Origin of the sequence: Roseovarius sp., assembly GCF_965228755.1 — a bacterium.
Lineage (GTDB): Bacteria > Pseudomonadota > Alphaproteobacteria > Rhodobacterales > Rhodobacteraceae > Roseovarius.
The window spans coordinates 920,241-938,344 of sequence record NZ_CBDDIG010000013.1; the positions used below are offsets into that span (position 1 = coordinate 920,241).

Annotated in this window: 14 protein-coding genes; 9 read left to right on the forward strand and 5 right to left on the reverse strand. The window is 65.9% G+C overall.

Annotation, left to right across the window (positions count from 1 at the left end; genetic code table 11):
- Positions 1 to 52: 52 nt before the first annotated feature.
- The 4 genes from ACO07J_RS22850 (at position 53) to ACO07J_RS22865 (ending at position 4,619) form a co-directional block, all read left to right on the forward strand.
- On the forward strand, positions 53 to 1,057 hold the full coding sequence (locus ACO07J_RS22850; RefSeq protein WP_422033277.1) for a TRAP transporter substrate-binding protein: 1,005 nt from the start codon (positions 53 to 55) through the stop codon (positions 1,055 to 1,057).
- A gap of 62 nt (positions 1,058 to 1,119) precedes the next feature.
- On the forward strand, positions 1,120 to 1,644 hold the full coding sequence (locus tag ACO07J_RS22855; RefSeq protein ID WP_422033279.1) for a TRAP transporter small permease: 525 nt from the start codon (positions 1,120 to 1,122) through the stop codon (positions 1,642 to 1,644).
- Positions 1,635 to 2,912 (forward strand): TRAP transporter large permease, encoded by a 1,278-nt coding sequence (locus tag ACO07J_RS22860; protein ID WP_422033281.1) that lies wholly within the window; start codon positions 1,635 to 1,637, stop codon positions 2,910 to 2,912. Before ACO07J_RS22855 ends, ACO07J_RS22860 begins: the two co-directional genes overlap by 10 nt.
- Before the next feature lie 3 nt (positions 2,913 to 2,915).
- Complete coding sequence (locus ACO07J_RS22865; protein WP_422033283.1) at positions 2,916 to 4,619, forward strand: GMC family oxidoreductase; 1,704 nt, start codon at positions 2,916 to 2,918, stop codon at positions 4,617 to 4,619.
- Positions 4,620 to 4,628: 9 nt separating this feature from the next.
- Here ACO07J_RS22865 and ACO07J_RS22870 read toward each other — a convergent pair whose 3' ends face one another.
- Genes ACO07J_RS22870 through ACO07J_RS22880 form a run of 3 tightly spaced genes read right to left on the reverse strand, consistent with a single transcriptional unit; the run spans position 4,629 to position 7,814 of the window.
- Complete coding sequence (locus ACO07J_RS22870) at positions 4,629 to 6,179, reverse strand: TRAP transporter large permease (RefSeq protein ID WP_422033285.1); 1,551 nt, start codon at positions 6,177 to 6,179, stop codon at positions 4,629 to 4,631.
- Positions 6,176 to 6,670, reverse strand: a complete 495-nt coding sequence (locus ACO07J_RS22875; protein WP_422033287.1) for a TRAP transporter small permease subunit — start codon at positions 6,668 to 6,670, stop codon at positions 6,176 to 6,178. Before ACO07J_RS22875 ends, ACO07J_RS22870 begins: the two co-directional genes overlap by 4 nt.
- 58 nt (positions 6,671 to 6,728) lie before the next feature.
- Positions 6,729 to 7,814 carry a TRAP transporter substrate-binding protein gene (locus ACO07J_RS22880; RefSeq protein WP_422033289.1) on the reverse strand — a complete coding sequence of 362 codons (1,086 nt, stop codon included), beginning with the start codon at positions 7,812 to 7,814 and terminating at the stop codon, positions 6,729 to 6,731.
- 243 nt (positions 7,815 to 8,057) lie between these two features.
- On the opposite strand from ACO07J_RS22880, the gene ACO07J_RS22885 reads away from it, so the two are divergent.
- The 5 genes from ACO07J_RS22885 (at position 8,058) to ACO07J_RS22905 (ending at position 14,157) form a co-directional block, all read left to right on the forward strand.
- Entirely contained in the window at positions 8,058 to 9,197 is a 1,140-nt protein-coding gene (locus ACO07J_RS22885; protein ID WP_422033291.1) for a hypothetical protein, read from the forward strand.
- Positions 9,198 to 9,277: 80 nt separating this feature from the next.
- A complete protein-coding gene (locus ACO07J_RS22890) occupies positions 9,278 to 10,456 on the forward strand; it encodes a nucleotide sugar dehydrogenase (protein ID WP_422033293.1) in 1,179 nt (392 codons plus the stop codon).
- A gap of 36 nt (positions 10,457 to 10,492) precedes the next feature.
- A complete protein-coding gene (locus tag ACO07J_RS22895; protein ID WP_422033295.1) occupies positions 10,493 to 11,488 on the forward strand; it encodes a glycosyltransferase family 2 protein in 996 nt (331 codons plus the stop codon).
- A gap of 3 nt (positions 11,489 to 11,491) precedes the next feature.
- Positions 11,492 to 12,823, forward strand: coding sequence for a glycosyltransferase (locus ACO07J_RS22900; protein WP_422033297.1), 1,332 nt, complete (start codon positions 11,492 to 11,494; stop codon positions 12,821 to 12,823).
- A 122-nt stretch (positions 12,824 to 12,945) separates the two neighbouring features.
- Entirely contained in the window at positions 12,946 to 14,157 is a 1,212-nt protein-coding gene (locus tag ACO07J_RS22905) for a class I SAM-dependent methyltransferase (protein ID WP_422033299.1), read from the forward strand.
- Between the two features lie 11 nt (positions 14,158 to 14,168).
- On the opposite strand, the gene ACO07J_RS22910 is transcribed toward ACO07J_RS22905, so the two are convergent.
- Together ACO07J_RS22910 and ACO07J_RS22915 are read right to left on the reverse strand one after the other, a co-directional pair.
- On the reverse strand, positions 14,169 to 15,050 hold the full coding sequence (locus ACO07J_RS22910) for a hypothetical protein (RefSeq protein WP_422033301.1): 882 nt from the start codon (positions 15,048 to 15,050) through the stop codon (positions 14,169 to 14,171).
- Positions 15,047 to 18,082, reverse strand: a complete 3,036-nt coding sequence (locus ACO07J_RS22915) for a heparinase II/III domain-containing protein (RefSeq protein ID WP_422033303.1) — start codon at positions 18,080 to 18,082, stop codon at positions 15,047 to 15,049. The genes ACO07J_RS22910 and ACO07J_RS22915 overlap by 4 nt, the downstream gene beginning before the upstream one ends.
- Positions 18,083 to 18,104 lie beyond the last annotated feature (22 nt).

An 18,104-nucleotide genomic window follows, 5' to 3' on the forward strand; every position in this document is an offset into this window, starting at 1 on the left:
AAAACCGGCCGGGCGCGGCGGATCGAACCATAAACCGAAATGGGAGGATGACATGAGTTTTATCAGGAGCGTGGCGCTGGGCGCCGCGATGACGTTGACCGGTACGGCCGGGGTTCTGGCGCAGGAGGTGGAGGAGCGGACGATGACGCTGGGCCACGTGGTGGCGGAACAGTTCCCCTACCACACCTCGGCGATGTTCATGAAGGAGACGATGGCGGAGGAAACCGACGGCAAGTGGACGCTGGAGGTGCATCCGAGCGGCGCCATGGGCGGCGAGCGCGACGCGCTTGACGCGCTGCTTCTGGGCACGATGGATTTCACCTGGGTTCACACGGCGGCGATGGCGAGCTTCGTGCCGTCCTTCGAGCTGTTCAACATGCCCTTCGTGTTCCACAGCCCCGAGCATATCGAGGAGGCGCTGAGCACGCTGGACTTCTCGAAGTTCTACGAGGAGGCGGATGCGGCCGGCTTCAAGCTGATCGGCATCGGCTCTCCCGCGTTCCGCTATCCGATGAACAACATCCGCCCGATCGAGACGGCCGAGGATTTCGCCGATATCAAGATGCGGACGATGGGCGTTTCGGCGCATATCGACACCTATGAGGCCCTTGGCTCGCAGGTGGCCTCGACCTCCTTCGCGGAGCTTTACGGCGCGCTGCAGACCGGCACGGTGGACGGCAACGAGAACGCGCTTTCGGCGCTGAGCGCGATGCGGTTCAACGAGGTGCAGGAGTACCTGACCCTGTTGCCGACGGTGGCCAATATCGCGGTTCTGGTTATGAGCAAGTCGACCTTTGACGCGATGTCGCCCGAGGAGCAGGCGCTTGTCGAACAGATCGGCAAGCAGACGGTCGAGAAGAACAACAGCGACTATGCGACGCTGGATGCCGAGGCGCTGGAGGCGATGAAGCAGGAGGGCCTGAAGGTCAACGAGGTGGACGACCTGTCGAGCTTCGTCGAGGCCACGGCGCCGGTGCGCGAGAAGTACTCGGCCGAGCTGGAACCGTGGGTGCGTGACCTGATGGCCCAAATTCAGGAACTGCCCTCGGCCAAGTAAGGCAAACCCGGCCCGGCGCGTTGCGAGGCGCGCCGGGCCCTGAACGCGGGAGGAGGTTCGCCTTGGAGCGGATACATCGCATCAGCCTCGTGATCGAAAGCCTGGTCCGCATCCTCGTGGTGGCGGTGATGCTGTTCATGCTGGGCGCTGTGCTGCTGGACGTGCTGGTGCGCAACTCGTCGCTGCGGGTGCGGGGGCTGGACGAGCTGGCGCGCTACTCGCTGGTGTGGATCGTGTATTTCGCCACGGCCGCCGGGGCGCGGTATGGCGACCTGATCGGCATGGAGAGCCTGGCCAATGCCTGCCCGCCGAAGGTGCAAGTGGTCCTATGGCTGCTGCGCCGGCTGATCCTGCTGCTCTTTCTGGCGGCCTTCACCTGGTACGCGCTGGGGCTCGTGCGGCTGATGATCCAGACCGGGCGATCCTCGGCCAACCTTCATATTCCCCTCTGGCTGGTCTACGGGCCGCTTTTCCTCGGGACGTTCCTGATGTTTCTTTCCCTGCTGGTGGACGCGATGCGCCGCATGGCGGTCAACGACATGCTGACCCCGCCGGACCCGGATGACGGGGGGCGCCTGTGGAACTGACCGCGCTTGCCGTCACCTTCTTCCTGACGCTGCTGATCGGGCTGCCGATCTATGCCGTGATGGGCGCGTCGGTGGTGGTGTATTTCATCTTCTCGGGCGTCAACCCGGTGACCATTCCGCACCGGGCCTTTGCCGGGATCGACGTCTTCGTGCTGATGGCGGTGCCGTTCTTCATGCTGGCGGGCAACCTGATGAACGCGGGCGGCACGACGCGGCGGCTTGTGGCGCTGGCGGAGGCCATGGTCGGCTGGGTGCGCGGGGGGCTGGCGCATGTGAACATCGTGGTGTCGATGCTGTTTGCCGGCATCTCGGGCTCGGCCGCGGCGGATACGGCGGCGGTGGGCAGCATCATGATCAAGTCGATGCGCGAGCGGGGCTATCCGACGGAGTTTGCCACCTCCGTCACGATCTCGTCGTCGCTGATCGGGCCGATCATCCCGCCGAGCATCATCCTGATCGTCTATGCCGTGGTGGCGGGCGTGTCGGTCAACGCGCTGTTCCTTGCGGGGATCGTTCCCGGCATCCTGCTGGGGGTGGCGCAGATGCTGCTGGTGGCGGTCTATGCCTGGCGGTACGGGTTCGGCGAGAGGGGGCGGTTCTCGGTCGTCGCCTTCCTGCGGGCGTTTCTGGACGGGCTGGTGCCGTTGGGCATGCCGATCATCATTCTGGGCGGCATCTTCTCGGGGTTCTTCACGCCGACCGAGGCGGCGGCGGTGGCCTGTCTTTACGCGCTGGTGGTGGGGATGGTGATCTATCGCGAGATCCGTTTCCGCGACCTGCCCGGCATCGTGCTGCAGAGCGCCCGGACGACCGGCAGCGCGCTGGTGATCGTCGCCATCGCCGCGCCGCTGAGCTGGATCCTGACCAAGGAGCAGGTGCCGGCAACGGTGACCGCGGCGATCCAATCGGTGTCGGACAACCCGATCGTGATCCTGCTGCTGATCAACCTGATGCTGCTGGTGTTGGGGGCGTTCATGGAGATGATCGCGGCGCTGATCATCCTCGTGCCGATCCTGCTTCCGGTGGTGACGGGGCTGGGAGTGGACCCGGTGCATTTCGGGATCATCGTGGCGATCAACCTGACGATCGGGATGATCACGCCACCGGTGGGGATCAGCCTGTTCATCGGGGCGACGATCGCCAAGATCACGCCGGAACGATTGGCGCTGTCGAACATGCCGTTCCTGCTGGTTTCGATCCTGGTACTGCTGATCATCACCTTCGTGCCGGGGCTGGTGATGGTCCTGCCCGATCTTTATGGCAGGTAAGGCATGGCGGAGCGGTATGATTACATCGTGATCGGCGGTGGCTCTTCCGGCTGCGTGCTGGCGAACCGGCTGTCGGCGGACGGGCGCAGCCGGGTGCTGCTGGTGGAGGCGGGGCCGGATACGCCGCCCTATGCCGTGCCGGCCTCGATCTATGCCGACGGCTACCTGCCGGATTACTTCAAGGACAACAGGTACTGGACCCGGCTGACCGTGACGCGCGATCCGGTGGGCAACGGCAGTGGCCGGGAGCTGGAGGAGCACCGCTACGAACAGGCGCGCGTGATGGGCGGCGGGTCGAGCGTGAACGGGCAGGTGGCCCTGCGCGGTATCCCGTCGGATTACGACCGGTGGGAGGAGTTGGGCGCGGCGGGCTGGAGTTACGAGGACTGTCTGCCCTATTTCCGGCGGTTGGAGCGCGACATGGATTTCGGCGGGCCGAAACATGGGCGCGACGGGCCGGTGCCGTTGCAGCGGACCTTTCCCGAGAACTGGTCGCGCTTCGCGCTGGCGTTCCGGGACGCGCTGGAGCGGCGCGGGCTGCCCTATCACGACGATTGCCATGACACGACCAGCGACGGGTGTTTCCCGTTTCCGAAGAACAACGTCTATGGCCGCCGGGTGTCGGCGGCGGTGGCGTATCTCGACCAGGGGGTGCGGCGGCGGGAGAACCTGCGGATCGTGGCGGAGACGGTGCTGGAGCGGATCGTGTTCGACGGGCGCCGGGCGACGGGCGTGCGGCTGGCCCGCACCGACGGGACGGTCGAAGCGTGCGAGGCCGGCGAGGTGATCCTGTGTGCCGGGGCGCTGCATACGCCGGCGATCCTGATGCGGCACGGGATCGGGCCGGGCGCGCATTTGGGCGAAATGGGCATTCCGGTGCTGGCGGATCGGCGGGGGATCGGGCGGAACCTTCAGGATCATCCGCTGGTGGGGGTGGGCCTTCACCTGCGGCCCGGTGCGAGGATGGCGTCGAACATGGCCAATGCGTTCCTAGTTTACACGCGGTTCACCTCGGGGGTCGAGGGCTGTGCGGCGGGGGACATGAAGATGTCGCTCTCGGCGCGGTTCGACCAGACGCCGATCGGGCACCAGATCGGGGTGCTGCGGGTGGGACCGGACCAGGCGCATTCGACGGGGTTCGTGGAACTGCGCTCGCCCGATGCGGGGGAGGAGCCGTTCGTGGCGTTCAACCTGCTGTCCGATCCGCGCGACATGGAGCGGATGAAGGCCGGGGTGCGGTTTGCGATAGAGCTGTTGCAGTCGGAGGAATTGCAGGCCGTCGGGCAGGGGGCGTTTGCCGGGGCCTATACTACGTGGATCCGGCGGTTGGGGCACAAGGACCTGGTGTCGCGGACGGTGAACGCGGTGGGCGGCCGGCTGCTCGACCTGCATCCGGCGGTGCGCAAGGCGCTGATCGGGATGGCAGTGGCGGGCTACGATATCGAGCGGATGAAGTCCGACGATGCCGAGCTGGAACGGTTCCTCCGCGACACGGTGCTGGGCAACTGGCATGCTTGCGGGACGGTTGCCATGGGCCGGGCGGATGACCCGGCGGCCGGTGTCGGCCCGGATGGGCGGGTGATCGGGGTGCAGGGGCTGCGGGTGGCCGATGCCTCGGTCTTTCCGCGGATCCCGTGCGCCAACATCAACATCACCACCATCATGGTGGCGGAGAAGCTGTCGGACGCGATCCTCGGGAAAGGGTGAGCGTGCCGGTCAGAACAGCGCGCCGGGCAGCCATGTCGCCAGTGACGGCAGCAGCCAGACCAGCAGGACGCCGATGGCCTGAAGCCCGATGAAGGGCACGACGCCGGCGTAGATATGGCCGGTGCTGACCTCGGGCGGGGCGGCGCCGCGCAGGTAGAAGAGCGAGAAGCCGAAGGGTGGTGTGAGGAAGCTGGTCTGCAGGTTGATGGCGATCAGGATGCCCAGCCAGATCGGATCGTGCCCCATCAGGATCAGGGTCGGGGTGACCAGCGGCAGGACGATCACCGAGATTTCCACGAAGTCGAGGAAGAAGCCCAGCACGAAGACGAAGAGCATGGTGAAGAGCAGCGCGCCGGTGGGTCCGCCGGGGAGGTTCTCAAGCAGGGTGGCGACGCGTTCCTCGCCGCCGAGGCCGATGAAGACGAGCGAGAAGATACCGGCCGCGAGGATGGTGGCGAAGATCATCGCCGTCATGGTGAGGGTCGAGGTGGCGGCCTCCTGCATGACCCTGTCGCGGACGGTGCCGCGCAGGGCGAGGAGGAGGGCCACGATACCGACGATGGCGAGCCCGGCGTAGAGGGCGCCGAGCGTGTAATCGGTGGCGGAGAGGTCGTTGCGTTGCAGGCGGACGGGCAGGGCGCCGGAGAGGATGCCGAGGAGGATCAGGGCGGCGGCGCCGAAGACGATCAGGCGCGGGCTGTAGCCGAGGCGGTGGCCTGCCATCAGGATCGCGCCGACCGCGCCGACCGAGGCCGCTTCGGTCGGGGTGGCGACACCGCCGAGGATCGCGCCGAGGACGGCGAAGATCAGCAGCACCGGCGGCACGACCGCGCCGAGGATTTCGGAGCGGTCGGGCTTTGCGAGGTCGGGCGAGGCGGGGGGCATGTCCTGCGGGCGGATCAGGCCGCGGAGCAGGATGTAGGCGAGGTAGAGGCCGACGAGCAGCAGGCCGGGGATCAGGGCGGCGGCGAAGAACTGGCCCACGGAGAGCGCTTCGACCGAGAACTTGCCCTGTTCGTATTGCGCCTGCTGGTAGGCGTTCGACATCACGTCGGCGAGGATGATCAGGAGCGTCGAGGGCGGGATGATCTGTCCCAGCGTGCCGGCGGTGCAGACGATGCCGGAGGCCACGCGCGGGTCATAGCCGGTGCGCAGCATGGTGGGCAGGGCGATCATGCCCATCGCCACCACGGTGGCGCCGACGATGCCGGTGGAGGCCGCGAGCAGCGCGCCCACCAGCACGACCGAGATGCCCAGGCCCCCGCGCAACTGACCGAAGAGGCGGCCCATCGTGTCGAGCAGCACCTCGGCGATGCGGCTTTTCTCCAGCACCGCGCCCATCAGCACGAAGAGGGGGATGGCGATCAGCACCTCGTTGCTGAGCAGGCCGAAGACCCGCTGGCCCATGGCGCCGAGAAGCGAGATATCCATCGCGCCGGTCAGCCAGCCGAGATAGGCGAAGGCGATGGCCACGCCCGCAATGCTGAAGGCGACGGGGAAGCCGCAGAGGATGACCGCCACGAGGGCCGCGAACATCAGGAGGTCGAGGTTTTCCGTCACGACGGGTCACGCAGGATCAGCTTGATGATCTCCGACAGGGATTGCAGCATCACGAGGATGCAGAAGGCCGGGATCAGGGATTTCAGGAGGAAGACCGCCTCGATCCCGCCGACCGAGATCGGGCCTTCGAGGATGTTCCACGAGTTGCGCACCGAGGGCCAGGACCAGTAGAGCAGCGCCGCCATCGACGGCATCAGCAGGCAGACATGGCCGAAGAGGTCGATGGTGCGGCGGGAGAGGCGACTGGCCTTGGCGTAGAAGATGTCGACGCGCACGTGCTTGTCGACCAGCAGGGTATAGCCCGCGCCCAGCATGAACAGCGTGGCATGCATGTAGAGCACGCTTTCCTGCACGGCGATGGAGTTGACGCCGAAGACGTAGCGGCCCAGCACGATGCCGAACTGCACCAGCACCATCAGTAGGGCCAGCCATTTCGTGACGGTCGCCACGATGGTGTTGAGGCCGTCGATCGTTGCGGCGATGCGGTTCATCTGTCCCCCGGAGAATTTCGGTGCGGCGCAGGGGGCGCCGCACCGGTGGTTTCGTCGGTCAGTAGCCCATCACGCTGGCGCGGGCGTTCATCTGGCCGTTATCGGCATAGGTCATGTAGCCGCCGACGAGGTCGCGATAGGCGATGAAGCTTTCGGTGATGCGTTTCACCAGCTCGTCCTCGTCCTGGCGCAACTCGTCGATGACTTCCTCGGCCGCCGTGCCCATCGCCGCGATGACGTCGTCGGGCAGCTTGCGGACGGTGACGCCGTGCTCCTCGACCAGGGTCTTGAGCGCCTGGGCGTGCTTGGTGGTGTATTCCGTCCAGACCGGGTTGTAGAGGCTTTCGCAGGCGAAGCTGACCGCCTGTTGCAGGTCTTCGGGCAACTCGGCGAAGATGTCGGCGTTGACGCCGCATTCCTCGGCCGAGGAGGGCTCGCCCACGCCGGGCCAGTAGTAGTTCTTGGCGATCTGGTGGTAGCCGAGGGCGCTGTCGGTCCAGGGGCCGATAAATTCGCCGGCATCCAGCGCGCCGGTCTGCAGCGCCTGGAACATGTCGGGGCCGCCCATGGCCTGGGCCGCCATGCCCAGCTTGCTGGCCATTTCCGAGGCGAGGCCGGTGGTGCGGAACTTCATGCCCTTGAGGTCTTCGGCGGAGGTGACCTCCTCGCGGAACCAGCCGGCCCATTGCGGGCCGGAATTGCCGCAGAGGAAGGGCTTGATGCCGAAGCGGCCATACATCTCGTCGTAAAGCTCCTGACCGCCGCCGTGGTAGAGCCAGCCCACCTGTTCGTCGGCGCGCAGGCCGAAGGGTTGCGAGCCGAACAGCAGGATGCCCTTGGATTTCGAGCCCCAGTAGGCCGGAACGGCGTGGTAGAGCTCGGCCGTGCCCTCGCTGACTGCGTCGAACACGCCGCGGCCGGGGACGAGTTCACCGGCGGCGAAGAGCTTGACCTCGATCCGGCCGCCCGAGAGAGTGGTGATCCGGTCGGCCAGCATCTGGGCCGCGACGCCGGGCCCGGGCAGGTTCTTGGGCCATGCGGTGACCATCTTCCACTGCCGCACGTCCTGGGCGATGGCCGGGGCGGCGAGGGCGGTGGCGGCGGTGCCCACCGCGCCGGCTGTCAGGAACTTTCTTCTGTCCATCTTATGTCTCCTTGCTGGTATCTCTGACTTGCCGGGCATGGTCATTCCGCGATCGGAGGACGGCCCGGTATCATGCGCCAAGCTGACCAGCCCGTTTCCGTGTGTGCAAGCTGAATTTTGCGTTGCGCGGTGGCAAAGACGCATTTGGCGGGGGCGGGCCGGGGAGGGCGGCCGCCAGCGTTGCAACTTGCAGGTGACAGGCCCGGTGCGGATTGCTAAGCCCTAGCGGGCCGAAAGCGGGGCGTGACAAGCGTGACCCGGCATGGCGGGCGGCAGGAGGCAAGGATCGCACCGAAGAGCATCATCTGCATCGGTTTCGCCAAGTGCGGCACGACCACGTTGCACGGGGCTTTTGCCGGGATGCCGAACGTGCGCGTGCCGAAGGGCGGGAAGGAGCTGAAATACTTCCTGCGCGAGAACCGGTCGACACAGCAGTACCTGTCGCTTTTTACCGATGCGGCCGAAGGGACGGACCCGGGGGCGACGGTGATCTTCGAATCGAGCCCGCCCTATGCGTCGGGGTCGTCGCCGGAGCGGATACGTGACCTGCTCGAACGGATCAGGGCGATGTTTCCGGAGGCGATCATCGTGATCTGCATGCGGCAGCCGGTGCGGCGGGCCTTTTCGCATTACCTGCACGCGCTTCAGAAATACGCGGTGTTCGGGCTGGCGCCGCGGGCCATGCAGGGCGACCGGCCCGAGACCAACTTCCTGCGCAACGCCTACACGCTGGATTTCGCCTCGGCCCTGCTGAAGAACGACAGCCTGCGGCGGCCGTATTTCGACGCGTTGCAGGCGGCGTTCGACGTGTTCGGCCCGGCGCAGGTCGAGCCGTTTTTCCTGGAGCGGGACATCGAGGGCTTTTCCGGTTTCATGGCGCGGCTGTCGGAGAAGGCGGGGTGCGACCTGCACAGCCCGTGGGCGGGCCGGCCGGCGCCGCGTGAACGGTCGGGCAAGCCGATGCCCGCCTATGCCTATGCCGCGCGCCCGCGTGAGGTGGCGTGCCAGGGCGGCGTGATCCGGCTTGAGGCCGGCGATCTGCTGGCGGTATCGGGGGAAGACCGGCTGATCCTTCGGGGGGTGCCAGCGGCCATGGGCCATCGCATGGAGCTGGTGCAAAATTGCTGGAGCCGTGGCGTCGGGGCCGAGACCGGAGCGTTGGCGATGGAGGCGTTCTTTCGCGACGATGTGCTGCGCTGCGCGGCCCTGCTGACCGGGTACGGGCTTTCGGCGGATGTGCTCGAGAGCTACCTGCAGCCGGTCGGCGACTATCGGACGGACCTGGCCGCGTCCTCGGCGATTGCGGCGCTGCCGGTGGCAAAAGTGCCCGATATCCGGGTGGTCGAGCTTGGCGATGAGGCAGGTGTCGGCGCAGGGGCTTGAGCCGGCCCCCCGGAGCCTTGCGCCCGGGGCGGATTTCTGGTCTTTGACCGGCAGGTTTCATCATCCATCGAAGAGTGGCAATGCCTCAGAAATGCAAGATTACCGTTGCCGGGCTGGGATATGTCGGGCTTTCGAACGCTGTTCTGCTGGCCGGGCAGCACAGTGTCGCGGCGCTGGAGATCGACGAGGGCCGGGTGGCCAAGGTCCGGGCGCGGGTGTCGCCGATCGAGGATGCCGAGATTTCGCAACATCTTGCCGAGCGGGACCTTGACCTGACCGCCACGACCGACGCGGCCGAGGCGCTGGCCGGGGCCGAGTACGTGGTGATCGCGACGCCCACCAACTATGACCCCAGGACGAACCATTTCGACACCTCGAGCGTGGAGGCGGTGATCGCGGAGGCGCGGGCGCATGCGCCGGATGCCACGATCGTCATCAAGTCGACCATCCCCGTGGGCTTTACCACGCGGATGCGGGCCGAGACCGGGTACGAGGGCATCCTGTTCTCGCCCGAGTTCCTGCGGGAGGGGAAGGCGCTTTACGACTGTCTCTACCCCTCGCGGGTGATCGTCGGCGATCACGGGGACGCGGCGCGCCGGTTTGCCGACATGCTGGTGGCCGCCGCCGAGAAGGACGACGTGCCGGTGCTGTTCGCATCGTCGTCGGAGGCGGAGGCGATCAAGCTGTTCTCGAACACCTACCTGGCGATGCGGGTGGCGTTCTTCAACGAGCTGGACAGCTATGCCGTGGCACACGGGCTGAACCCGAAGGAGATCATCGACGGGGTCAGCCTCGAGCCGCGGATCGGGACGCATTACAACAACCCCTCGTTCGGCTATGGCGGCTATTGCCTGCCGAAGGATACCAAGCAGCTTCTGGCGAATTACGATGACGTGCCGCAGAACCTTATCGCGGCGATCGTCGAGTCGAACCGGACGCGGAAGGATTTCATCGCCGACCAGATCCTCGCCCGGCAGCCGAAGGTCGTGGGGGTTTACCGGCTGGTGATGAAGGCCGGGTCGGACAATTTCCGCGACAGCTCGATCCAGGGCATCATGAAGCGGGTGAAGGCCAAGGGGATCGAGTGCATCGTCTACGAGCCGGCGCTGCCCGAGGATGATTTCTTCAATTCGCGCGTCGAGCGCGACCTGGACGCGTTCAAGGCCCAGGCGGACCTGATCATCGCGAACCGCAAGGCGCCGGAGCTGTCGGATGTGGCCGAGCGGGTGTACACGCGCGACCTGTTCGGGATCGACTGAGCGCCATGGCGCGTCGCGGGAACAAGGGGGCCTGAGATGGAGGGCACCTGCGACCTGAGCGTGATCGTCCCGGTCTACAACGCCGCTGCCACGCTGGAGCGGGTGGTGGGCGACGTGCTGGCCCTGCGGGAGGCCGGGCTGCGGTGCCAGGTGATCCTTGTCGACGATGCCTCGACCGATGGCAGCGCCGAGATTGCCCGGCGGCTGTCGGAAGAGTGTCGCGAGGTGCTTTTCCTGCAGCATGACGTCAACGCGGGGGCCGGTGTGGCGCGGATGAGGGGCTGGCCGCATGCCACGGGCCGCTACGCGCTGTTCTTCGATGCCGATGACATCCTGCATGGCGACGTGCTGCGCCTGACCGTCGAGCGGATGGAGGCGCATCCGCAGGTCGACACGGCGATGCTGGCCTATCGCTACGAGCGGGGGCGGGCGAATACCGGGCTGGAGATGTCGTTCGAGGATACGCGGGTCTTTCGCCAGCTGCTGCGGGCCGGGGCGCCGGCCATCGGCACGCCCGAGGAGATGGGCGCGCTGCTGATGGTGACGAATTACCCGTGGAACAAGGTGATCCGCACGGCGCATTTCCGGCAAGTGGGCCTACGCTTTGGCACCACGCATGTGAACAACGACATTCGCGGGCATTGGGAGATGATCGTGAAGGCCCGGCGGGTGATGCTGTCGGACGAAGTGATCTGTACGCACCTGGTCGATCCGGAGGGGCCGAACATCACCAACCAGTTCGGGGCGGAGCGATTGCAGATGCTGGCGGCGTTGAGCGACCTTTACGACATGCTGGAACGAGACGGCGATCTGCGGCGGCGCGAGGCGCACCGTTTCTGGGGCGTGGCGCAACGGCTTTTCTGCTGGGCGAGGCCGAGGCTGGAACCGGCGATCGTGCCGCGGTTCGACGCGGCGTGGCGGGAGCTGATCGCGCGGATCGACCTTGGGGATTACACCGATTTGCGTCTGCGCCACGATCCCGACCTGGCCGACGCGCTTGCCAATCACCTGCTGCACCCGCAAGGTTCCTGAACCATGCCGAAGCTGTCGATCATCGTGACCGCCTATAACGTGGCGGGGTACCTGGGGCCCTGTCTTGACGGGATACTGGGCCAGTCGATCCGGGATATCGAGGTGATCGTGGTTGACGACGGATCGACCGACGGGACGGCCGGGATCATCGAGACCTATGCCGCGGCGGATGCGCGGGTAAGGCCGATCCGGTTCGAGGCGAACACGCCGGGCGGCGTGGGGCCTGCGGCCAATGCCGGGCTGGCGGCAGCGACGGGGGATTTCATCGGTTTCGCCGATGGGGACGACCTGTACGATCCGCAGATGTTCGGCACGCTTTACGACGCGGCGGTGACGCATGATGCCGACCTGGCGATGTGCCGGTATCACCTGATGGACGATGCGACGGGGGAACTGGCCGAGCCGGACGAGGCGCGGTACTGGCAGCCCTATCGCGAGACGACCGCCGTGACGCTGGACACGGCACGGCGGAGCGAGCTTTTGCGGTTCATCGCAGTGCCGTGGCGGAAGATCTACCGGCGCGACCTGGTGGAGCGGGTGGGGCTTCGGTTTCCGGAGGGCGACCATTTCTTCGAGGACAACCCGGTGCATTGGGCGGCCATTCTGGGCGCGAGCCGGGTGGTGATGGTGCCGGATTACCTTTGCCGGCATCGCGTGGCGCGGCCGGGGCAGACAATGGAGACCGCCGATCACCGGCTGCCGCAGATCTTTGCGCACCACGACACCATCCGCGAGCTGATGCGGCGCGAGGGGCGCGAGGATGCGCACCGGGGCGACCTGTTGTTGTGGCTTGCCACGCAGCTTGCCTGGGTGAGCGCGCGCGCGAAGGGCGACGTGGTGCGGGGGTTATATGATATGCTGGTGCCGATCGTGGCGCAGTATGACGCTGCCGAGATCGACGGGTTTTGCGCCAGTGCCGCGCCGTTCGGCACGGCGCCCTTGCTGAAGGCGCTGACGCGGCAGGATTTTCCCACCTTCCGGGCGGCGGTGGAGGCGCGGGGCAGTGCGGTGGCCGAAGGCGCGAGGCCGGGCCGGACGAAGGGCACGTCGCTTTGGGCGCTGGGGTGGTATCATCTGCGCCATTCCGGGCTGCGCCGGACGGCGCGGCTGACTGGCCGGTACGCCGTGGAGCGGCTTGGCGGTGCGGGCCGGAGGGGGCCGGGGAAGGAGACGAACGGGGTGACACAGAAAGACCTGATGATGGGGCTGGTGGTTCTGCAGCGCGAAGTGCGGCAGTTGCGGGAAGAGGTGGCGGAGCTGCGCCGGGAGCTGGCCGAGGCGAGGGCGCCCCGGGCGGAGCCCGGCCCGCAGGAGGCGGACCGCGGAGACGGCTGAACCGCGCGGGCCGGAGGGGAGGCAGCTTGACAATGCAGACCCGGTGCGCCCTAAAGCGGAACCTGAGCGGTGGAGGCCCGCGGGCCGACGCTGGAACATGAAGAAAGCAGGTGGTTCTCTACATGGCCGATGACATTGCCCATCCCAGCCACGACGCCACGCCGCCCCGCGGTTCGGACATCGTTGCGCCGCTGTCATCGAGGACTCTGTTCTGGCGGGCGCGGTACCTGCGCGAGTCGCGCTTCCTGACCCATGTGCCGTTCCTGTTCTGGCTGATCGAGACGTGCCGGCCCGGGTTCGTGGTGAAGCTGGGGCTGGGGGACGGGGTGTCGTATTTCGCCGCCTGCCAGGCGCTCGACAAGCTCGAGACGCAGGCCGACTGTGTGGCGATCGACACCGGCGAGGGCGTCGCAGAGGCGGAGCTTGACGGCATCCGGCAGTATAACGAGGACAATTATTCGGAGTTCTCGCAGATCCTGGGCACCGATTTTCGGCGGGCGGTCAACCGGTTTCCGGACGGCTCTGTCGACCTGCTGATGGTCGACGTGGATATCGACGAGGCGATGATCGACCGGCTGACGCATGACTGGCCCCGCAAGTTGTCGGAGCGGGCGGTGGTTCTGTTCCACGGCACCGGCACGCGATTTGCCGATGGGGCGGCGGCGGGGTTTCTCGACCGGATCGCGGCGACGTTTCCGCATGTCAGCTTCGAGGCTGGCGACGGGCTGATGCTGGTGTTGTACGGCGCGCAGCGGCAGGACCGGCTGCGGCGGCTGACGGATCTGCAGCCGGGGGTGCGGGGCTATTCCGAGATACGCCACGTGTTCCGGCGGCTGGGGGCGACGCATGAATACGAGTGGCAGAGCCGGGGCCGCGAGGCGCGGGAGGCGGAGCTGCAGGAGCGCCTGGTGGCGGCGGAAGAGGAATTGGCGCGGCTGACCGAGGAGAACGCGCGACTGAAATCCGGCGCCGGGTCGGAGAGCGTGGACAGGACGGACGACGCGCCGGCGGAGGTGGCCGCGCCCGAAGGGGCGGCGCCGGCGGAGATCGAGGAACTGACCGCGGCGCTGGCGGAGCTGCGCCGCGAGGCGGCGGCGCGGTCGTCGGAGCTGTCCCGGCTGACCGGTTTGCTGGAACAGGCGGAGGGCCAGCGGATCGAGGAGACGACGGAACTGGCCGCGCGGGCGAGGAATGCCGAGGAAAGGGCCGTTTTGGCCGAGACCAGCCTCAGGGAGGTGACGGAGCATCGCAATGCGCTGCTGGCCAGTACCTCGTGGAAGGTGACCGCCCCGATGCGCAGGATCGTGGGCTCTGTTCGCCGCGTGAAGCCGTAACCCGGGCCCGGTCAGAGAAACCGGTACGAGGGCCAGATGCTGCGCATGAAATCCTCGCCGAATTTCCGGGCGATGAAGCGATAGACGGCGCTGTAGAACTGGACGATTTCGCGCTGTACGTCCTCGTTCAGCGGTTCTGATTTCTCCGACACGTTGACCCGGCGGTCGAAGTCCGGCTCGGCCCGGGTGAAGCCGAGCGTTTCGGACAGGTGGGTGACGAATTCCGGCGTGAACATTGTCTCGTAGAAGCCGTAGATGATGTCTTCGGGGTCGAAGACCTGTTCGAGGCGCTTGATCGGTTCCGCGTAGTTGGAGCGCAGGCGCTGCTTCTCGGTCTTGAACTCGGCGCTCAGCATGGCGCTTTCGCTGATATTGCTGTCGTAGTGGTCCAAGCGGCCGTTGCGCCTGTCCATCCGCATGGCCGACCAGCAGCGTTCTACCGGATCGCGCATCAGGAAGAGCGGCCGGACCCGGATATTCCGGGCGGCGAAGCTGTCCTTGACGAGTTGCAGGGCCTTTGCCGGCAGGGCCGTGTGCGAGGGGGTCAGGTCGCAGGTCAGGCCGCCATGCTTGAGCAGGAGGTATTCGAAGTAGTTGAAGTACTCTTCCTTGTTGGCGACCATTGCCATGCGCTTGAGAAGCCTGGGGCAGGGGGACTGCTGATACTTCCCGGTCTTCAGGGCGCGGAGCGTCTCGCCCGCATGGGTGGCCTGGGTGGACCTCATCTTGTAGACGAAAAGCGAGTCGAGGACGTGGTATTCCTTTTGAAACCCGGTGTGGATTTCGGGGACGGTCCGGAAGTAGGAAAAGAGCCACGACGTGCCGGCCTTCTGCGCCCCTAATCCCAGCACGAAGGTGCCGATGGGCTTGTCGAGGAGGCCGGGCGCCGTCATCTGCCGAACCTTGCCGTCGAGAGGTCGAAGGTCAGCAGCGTGTCGGACGTGCCGTCTGCAGCAAGGTCGAGAGAGATAACGTTGCCTTTACGTGTGAGCGAAAACTCTTCCTCGTGGTCTCCGAAGCGGATCGTCGTCAGTGTTGCCTGAGCCAGGGGAATATCGAAGGTCAGCAGCTTGCCCTCGATCATCTCGTTGTCCTTGTAGGTCACGAAGGAACGGCTGTCGAAATCGTCTTCGAGGCCGCTCTCCCTGCGCTCGCTGCTCGTCGTCTGGTGGCTTTCGACCCGTGCCTTCGCGTCGCCCGGCAAGGCGCTGCGGAGGCCGCGGAGGGCGGTCGCGGTAAGTTTCAGCGAGGTCTGCCGCAGCGTCACCTCGCCGTCGGGCGCGCGCAGGGTCAGGCCATCGTCGGAGAGGTCGAGCTCGGGGTCGACGTGAAAGCGGATCTCGGGGCTGGACTTGGCCGAGGCGCTGAGGGGCACGTCGAGAAGGATGACGTGGCTGTCGCGGTACTGACCGAAGATACGGACCCAGCTGCGGCCCTGTCCCATGCGTGCGCCGAGCGCCACGGCCGAGAAGCCGTCGCCGGCCATGACGTCGAGGATATCGCTTTTGATCTCGACCGGATCACGGTCGAAGATCGGGGCGTTGTGGGCGAGCTGGGTCTGGAAATACTTGTACCGCATGGGGTTGGAGTATTTGTAGGGCCCGCCGGAATCGATGAAGACCGGCTTGCCGTGCCAGTGGCAGACGAAGGACATGGCATCCCAATGCCCGTGCGGGCCGCGGAAGGGGCGGTGCAGGAAGGTCGACTGCAACTGCCGCGCGGGCGGCTCAGGGCTTCGGAAGATGAAATATCCGTCCTGCGGGTACTGGCTGAGGAACGGGTAGGGTTCGCCCTCTTTCCCCTCGCTGCGGTGATAGCGGACGCGGGGAGACTGGAACGGGGGTTCTTCGAAGGGGGCGATGTACTTCTTGTTGAAGCGCTGGAAGTGCTTGCTGTCGCCGATCCCGGGGAGGCGGTGAAAGACCGGCATGATATCGTGCAGGAACTCGTTCATGCGGATGAACATGTCGTCGGAGGCATTGGTGAGCGGGTGGCCGATGCTTCGGAAATATTCGCAGGTTTCGTGCAGTCGGCCCATCAGGAACACGTGGTAGAAGATGGAATGTTCCTTCACCGTGCCTTCGGCATGGCTGACGGCGCGCTCGATGAATTCGTCGACCTTGGTTCTTGCGAATTCCAGCGTGCGCTTGCGGCGGTGATCGTCGGTCAGGAACACCAGCGCCATGTCGGCCAGGCCTTCGGCCTGGAACAGGGTGTGATTGGAAAACTGCCATTTCTCGGAGGCGAGGTATTCCATCAGCGTCTTGCGGTGGAGCATCATCACCTTGCGCAGGCGGGCGTTGAACTCGGGCGTGATCCGCTCGGCCAGGCCCCGGGTGTAGAGCCAGGCGATGTAGGAGGCGCGGTAGCCGGTGGCGTGGTCGTCCCAGATGTCGTTCTTCGGCCGTTCGCCTTCCGCCTCGACGTGGCGCACGAATGCCTCGAGCACGTCGAACGCCCTTTGCCAGTGTGGCTCCTGCGGGTTGCCGTTGAAATCCTCGTCGGTGAAGACGCTCGTCCAGGCGAAGCTGTTGAAGTAGATGCGCCATACCGGGTTGCCGGTGGGGTGGACTGTCCAGTCGGTCAGGTCGGCGAGGTCGAATTCCGGAAAGGTGTTGCGGATTTCGAGCAGACCGGCATTGCGGAACAGCTTGTTGTGCCTGGGCGAGTCGTAGACCTCGCGTTCGGGCAGGCGCAGCAGCGGTTCGATTTCCTTGATGCGGGCGATCTCGCCCGGCCAGAGTTTCTGCGGCTTCGGCGCCCTGCCGCGGTCGGCGGGCGGTTTCTCCCGGAAGATTTCACCGGGTTTGCTGCCATCGGGCTGGGGTTTCTTGCCGGGCCGGGCCGGTGCGCCGGCCTTGCGGGTCTGGGCGACCGCGGCGACCTGGGTCGGCGTGCTCTTGTCCGCGGCCTTGTCGGCCGTGTAGCTGGCGAGGGCCAGCAGCATGATCCTGTTCTTCACGCCCCCTTTGACCACGCAGATATCGGGAACGCGCTTGTAGGTTCCCTCGATCTTTTTGACGGGCTTGGGTTCGGCGCTGTAATCGACGTCGGAATACTGGAAGCCGTGGGTGTCGCGCAGCCACAGCATGTCGTCGTCGAGCGCGTTGAGTTCGGCCACCAGCTCGGGCTTGAGCTGGGGCGGATGGTAGAAGCCGTTCTTGTTGGAGACGTCGAGCAGCGTGGCGAGCAGGCCGTCGGTTTCCTCGTTGAACTGGTTGTTGTCGTTGGGCCAGATCGTGTTGCGGTATTCCTGGATGATGCTCATCACCTCGGCGCTGAGCGTCTCGTTCTTCTCGCGGCTGGGTGCGGGCAGCTTGCCGACGAGATCGGGCGCAACGACCGAGATGAAATCCTCGCAGACGTCACCGTTGACCAGGGCCTCGCGATTGTATTCGCGCAGGATCAGCTGAGCGCCGAGCGGATCGTAGGATTCGAGGATCTTGCGCGGGGTCTGCTTGGCCGGGGGCTTGAGGATACCGGACGCTTTCAGCGTCTGAAGCGTGGCCGAGAGGTAATAGCTTGCGGGCGAACGGAAATAGACGACGACCGAGATGCTCTCGAACAGGGCGGTCAGGCGGTCGAAGAGGGGTTGGCCCAGCTCGGGCCGGAACTCTCGCCCGAGGAACTCGGACGTCAGGATCACCTGGTCGGGATCGACCTTGCGGATCTTCTCCTCGATATCGTCGAAATAGGCGTGAAAGGCCTTGAGGTTCTTTTCCACGTCGTTGCCGTAGCGGTGCATCAGGTAGCGCGGCGGACGATTGCCGCAGACCGGCAGGGCCAGCGCGTTGTGATGATTCTTGCCCTCGGTCAGCGGGTAGAACACGCCGTTCATGGCAAGCTGTTCGCTGTTCTTCTTGAGAAAGTCCTGCAGCGACTGTGTGCCGGTACGCCCGGTTCCGATGTGGAGATAGAGATGCATTCAATGACCTTGTTGTCTAACG

Bases quoted from the DNA above. Each gene is read 5' to 3' on its own strand.
- ACO07J_RS22850 (WP_422033277.1), top strand. From the start codon at position 53: ATGAGTTTTATCAGGAGCGTGGCGCTGGGCGCCGCGATGACGTTGACC.
- ACO07J_RS22865 (WP_422033283.1), top strand. From the start codon at position 2,916: ATGGCGGAGCGGTATGATTACATCGTGATCGGCGGTGGCTCTTCCGGC.
- ACO07J_RS22875 (WP_422033287.1), bottom strand. From the start codon at position 6,670: ATGAACCGCATCGCCGCAACGATCGACGGCCTCAACACCATCGTGGCG.
- ACO07J_RS22880 (WP_422033289.1), bottom strand. From the start codon at position 7,814: ATGGACAGAAGAAAGTTCCTGACAGCCGGCGCGGTGGGCACCGCCGCC.
- ACO07J_RS22890 (WP_422033293.1), top strand. From the start codon at position 9,278: ATGCCTCAGAAATGCAAGATTACCGTTGCCGGGCTGGGATATGTCGGG.
- ACO07J_RS22895 (WP_422033295.1), top strand. From the start codon at position 10,493: ATGGAGGGCACCTGCGACCTGAGCGTGATCGTCCCGGTCTACAACGCC.
- ACO07J_RS22900 (WP_422033297.1), top strand. From the start codon at position 11,492: ATGCCGAAGCTGTCGATCATCGTGACCGCCTATAACGTGGCGGGGTAC.
- ACO07J_RS22905 (WP_422033299.1), top strand. From the start codon at position 12,946: ATGGCCGATGACATTGCCCATCCCAGCCACGACGCCACGCCGCCCCGC.
- ACO07J_RS22910 (WP_422033301.1), bottom strand. From the start codon at position 15,050: ATGACGGCGCCCGGCCTCCTCGACAAGCCCATCGGCACCTTCGTGCTG.
- ACO07J_RS22915 (WP_422033303.1), bottom strand. From the start codon at position 18,082: ATGCATCTCTATCTCCACATCGGAACCGGGCGTACCGGCACACAGTCG.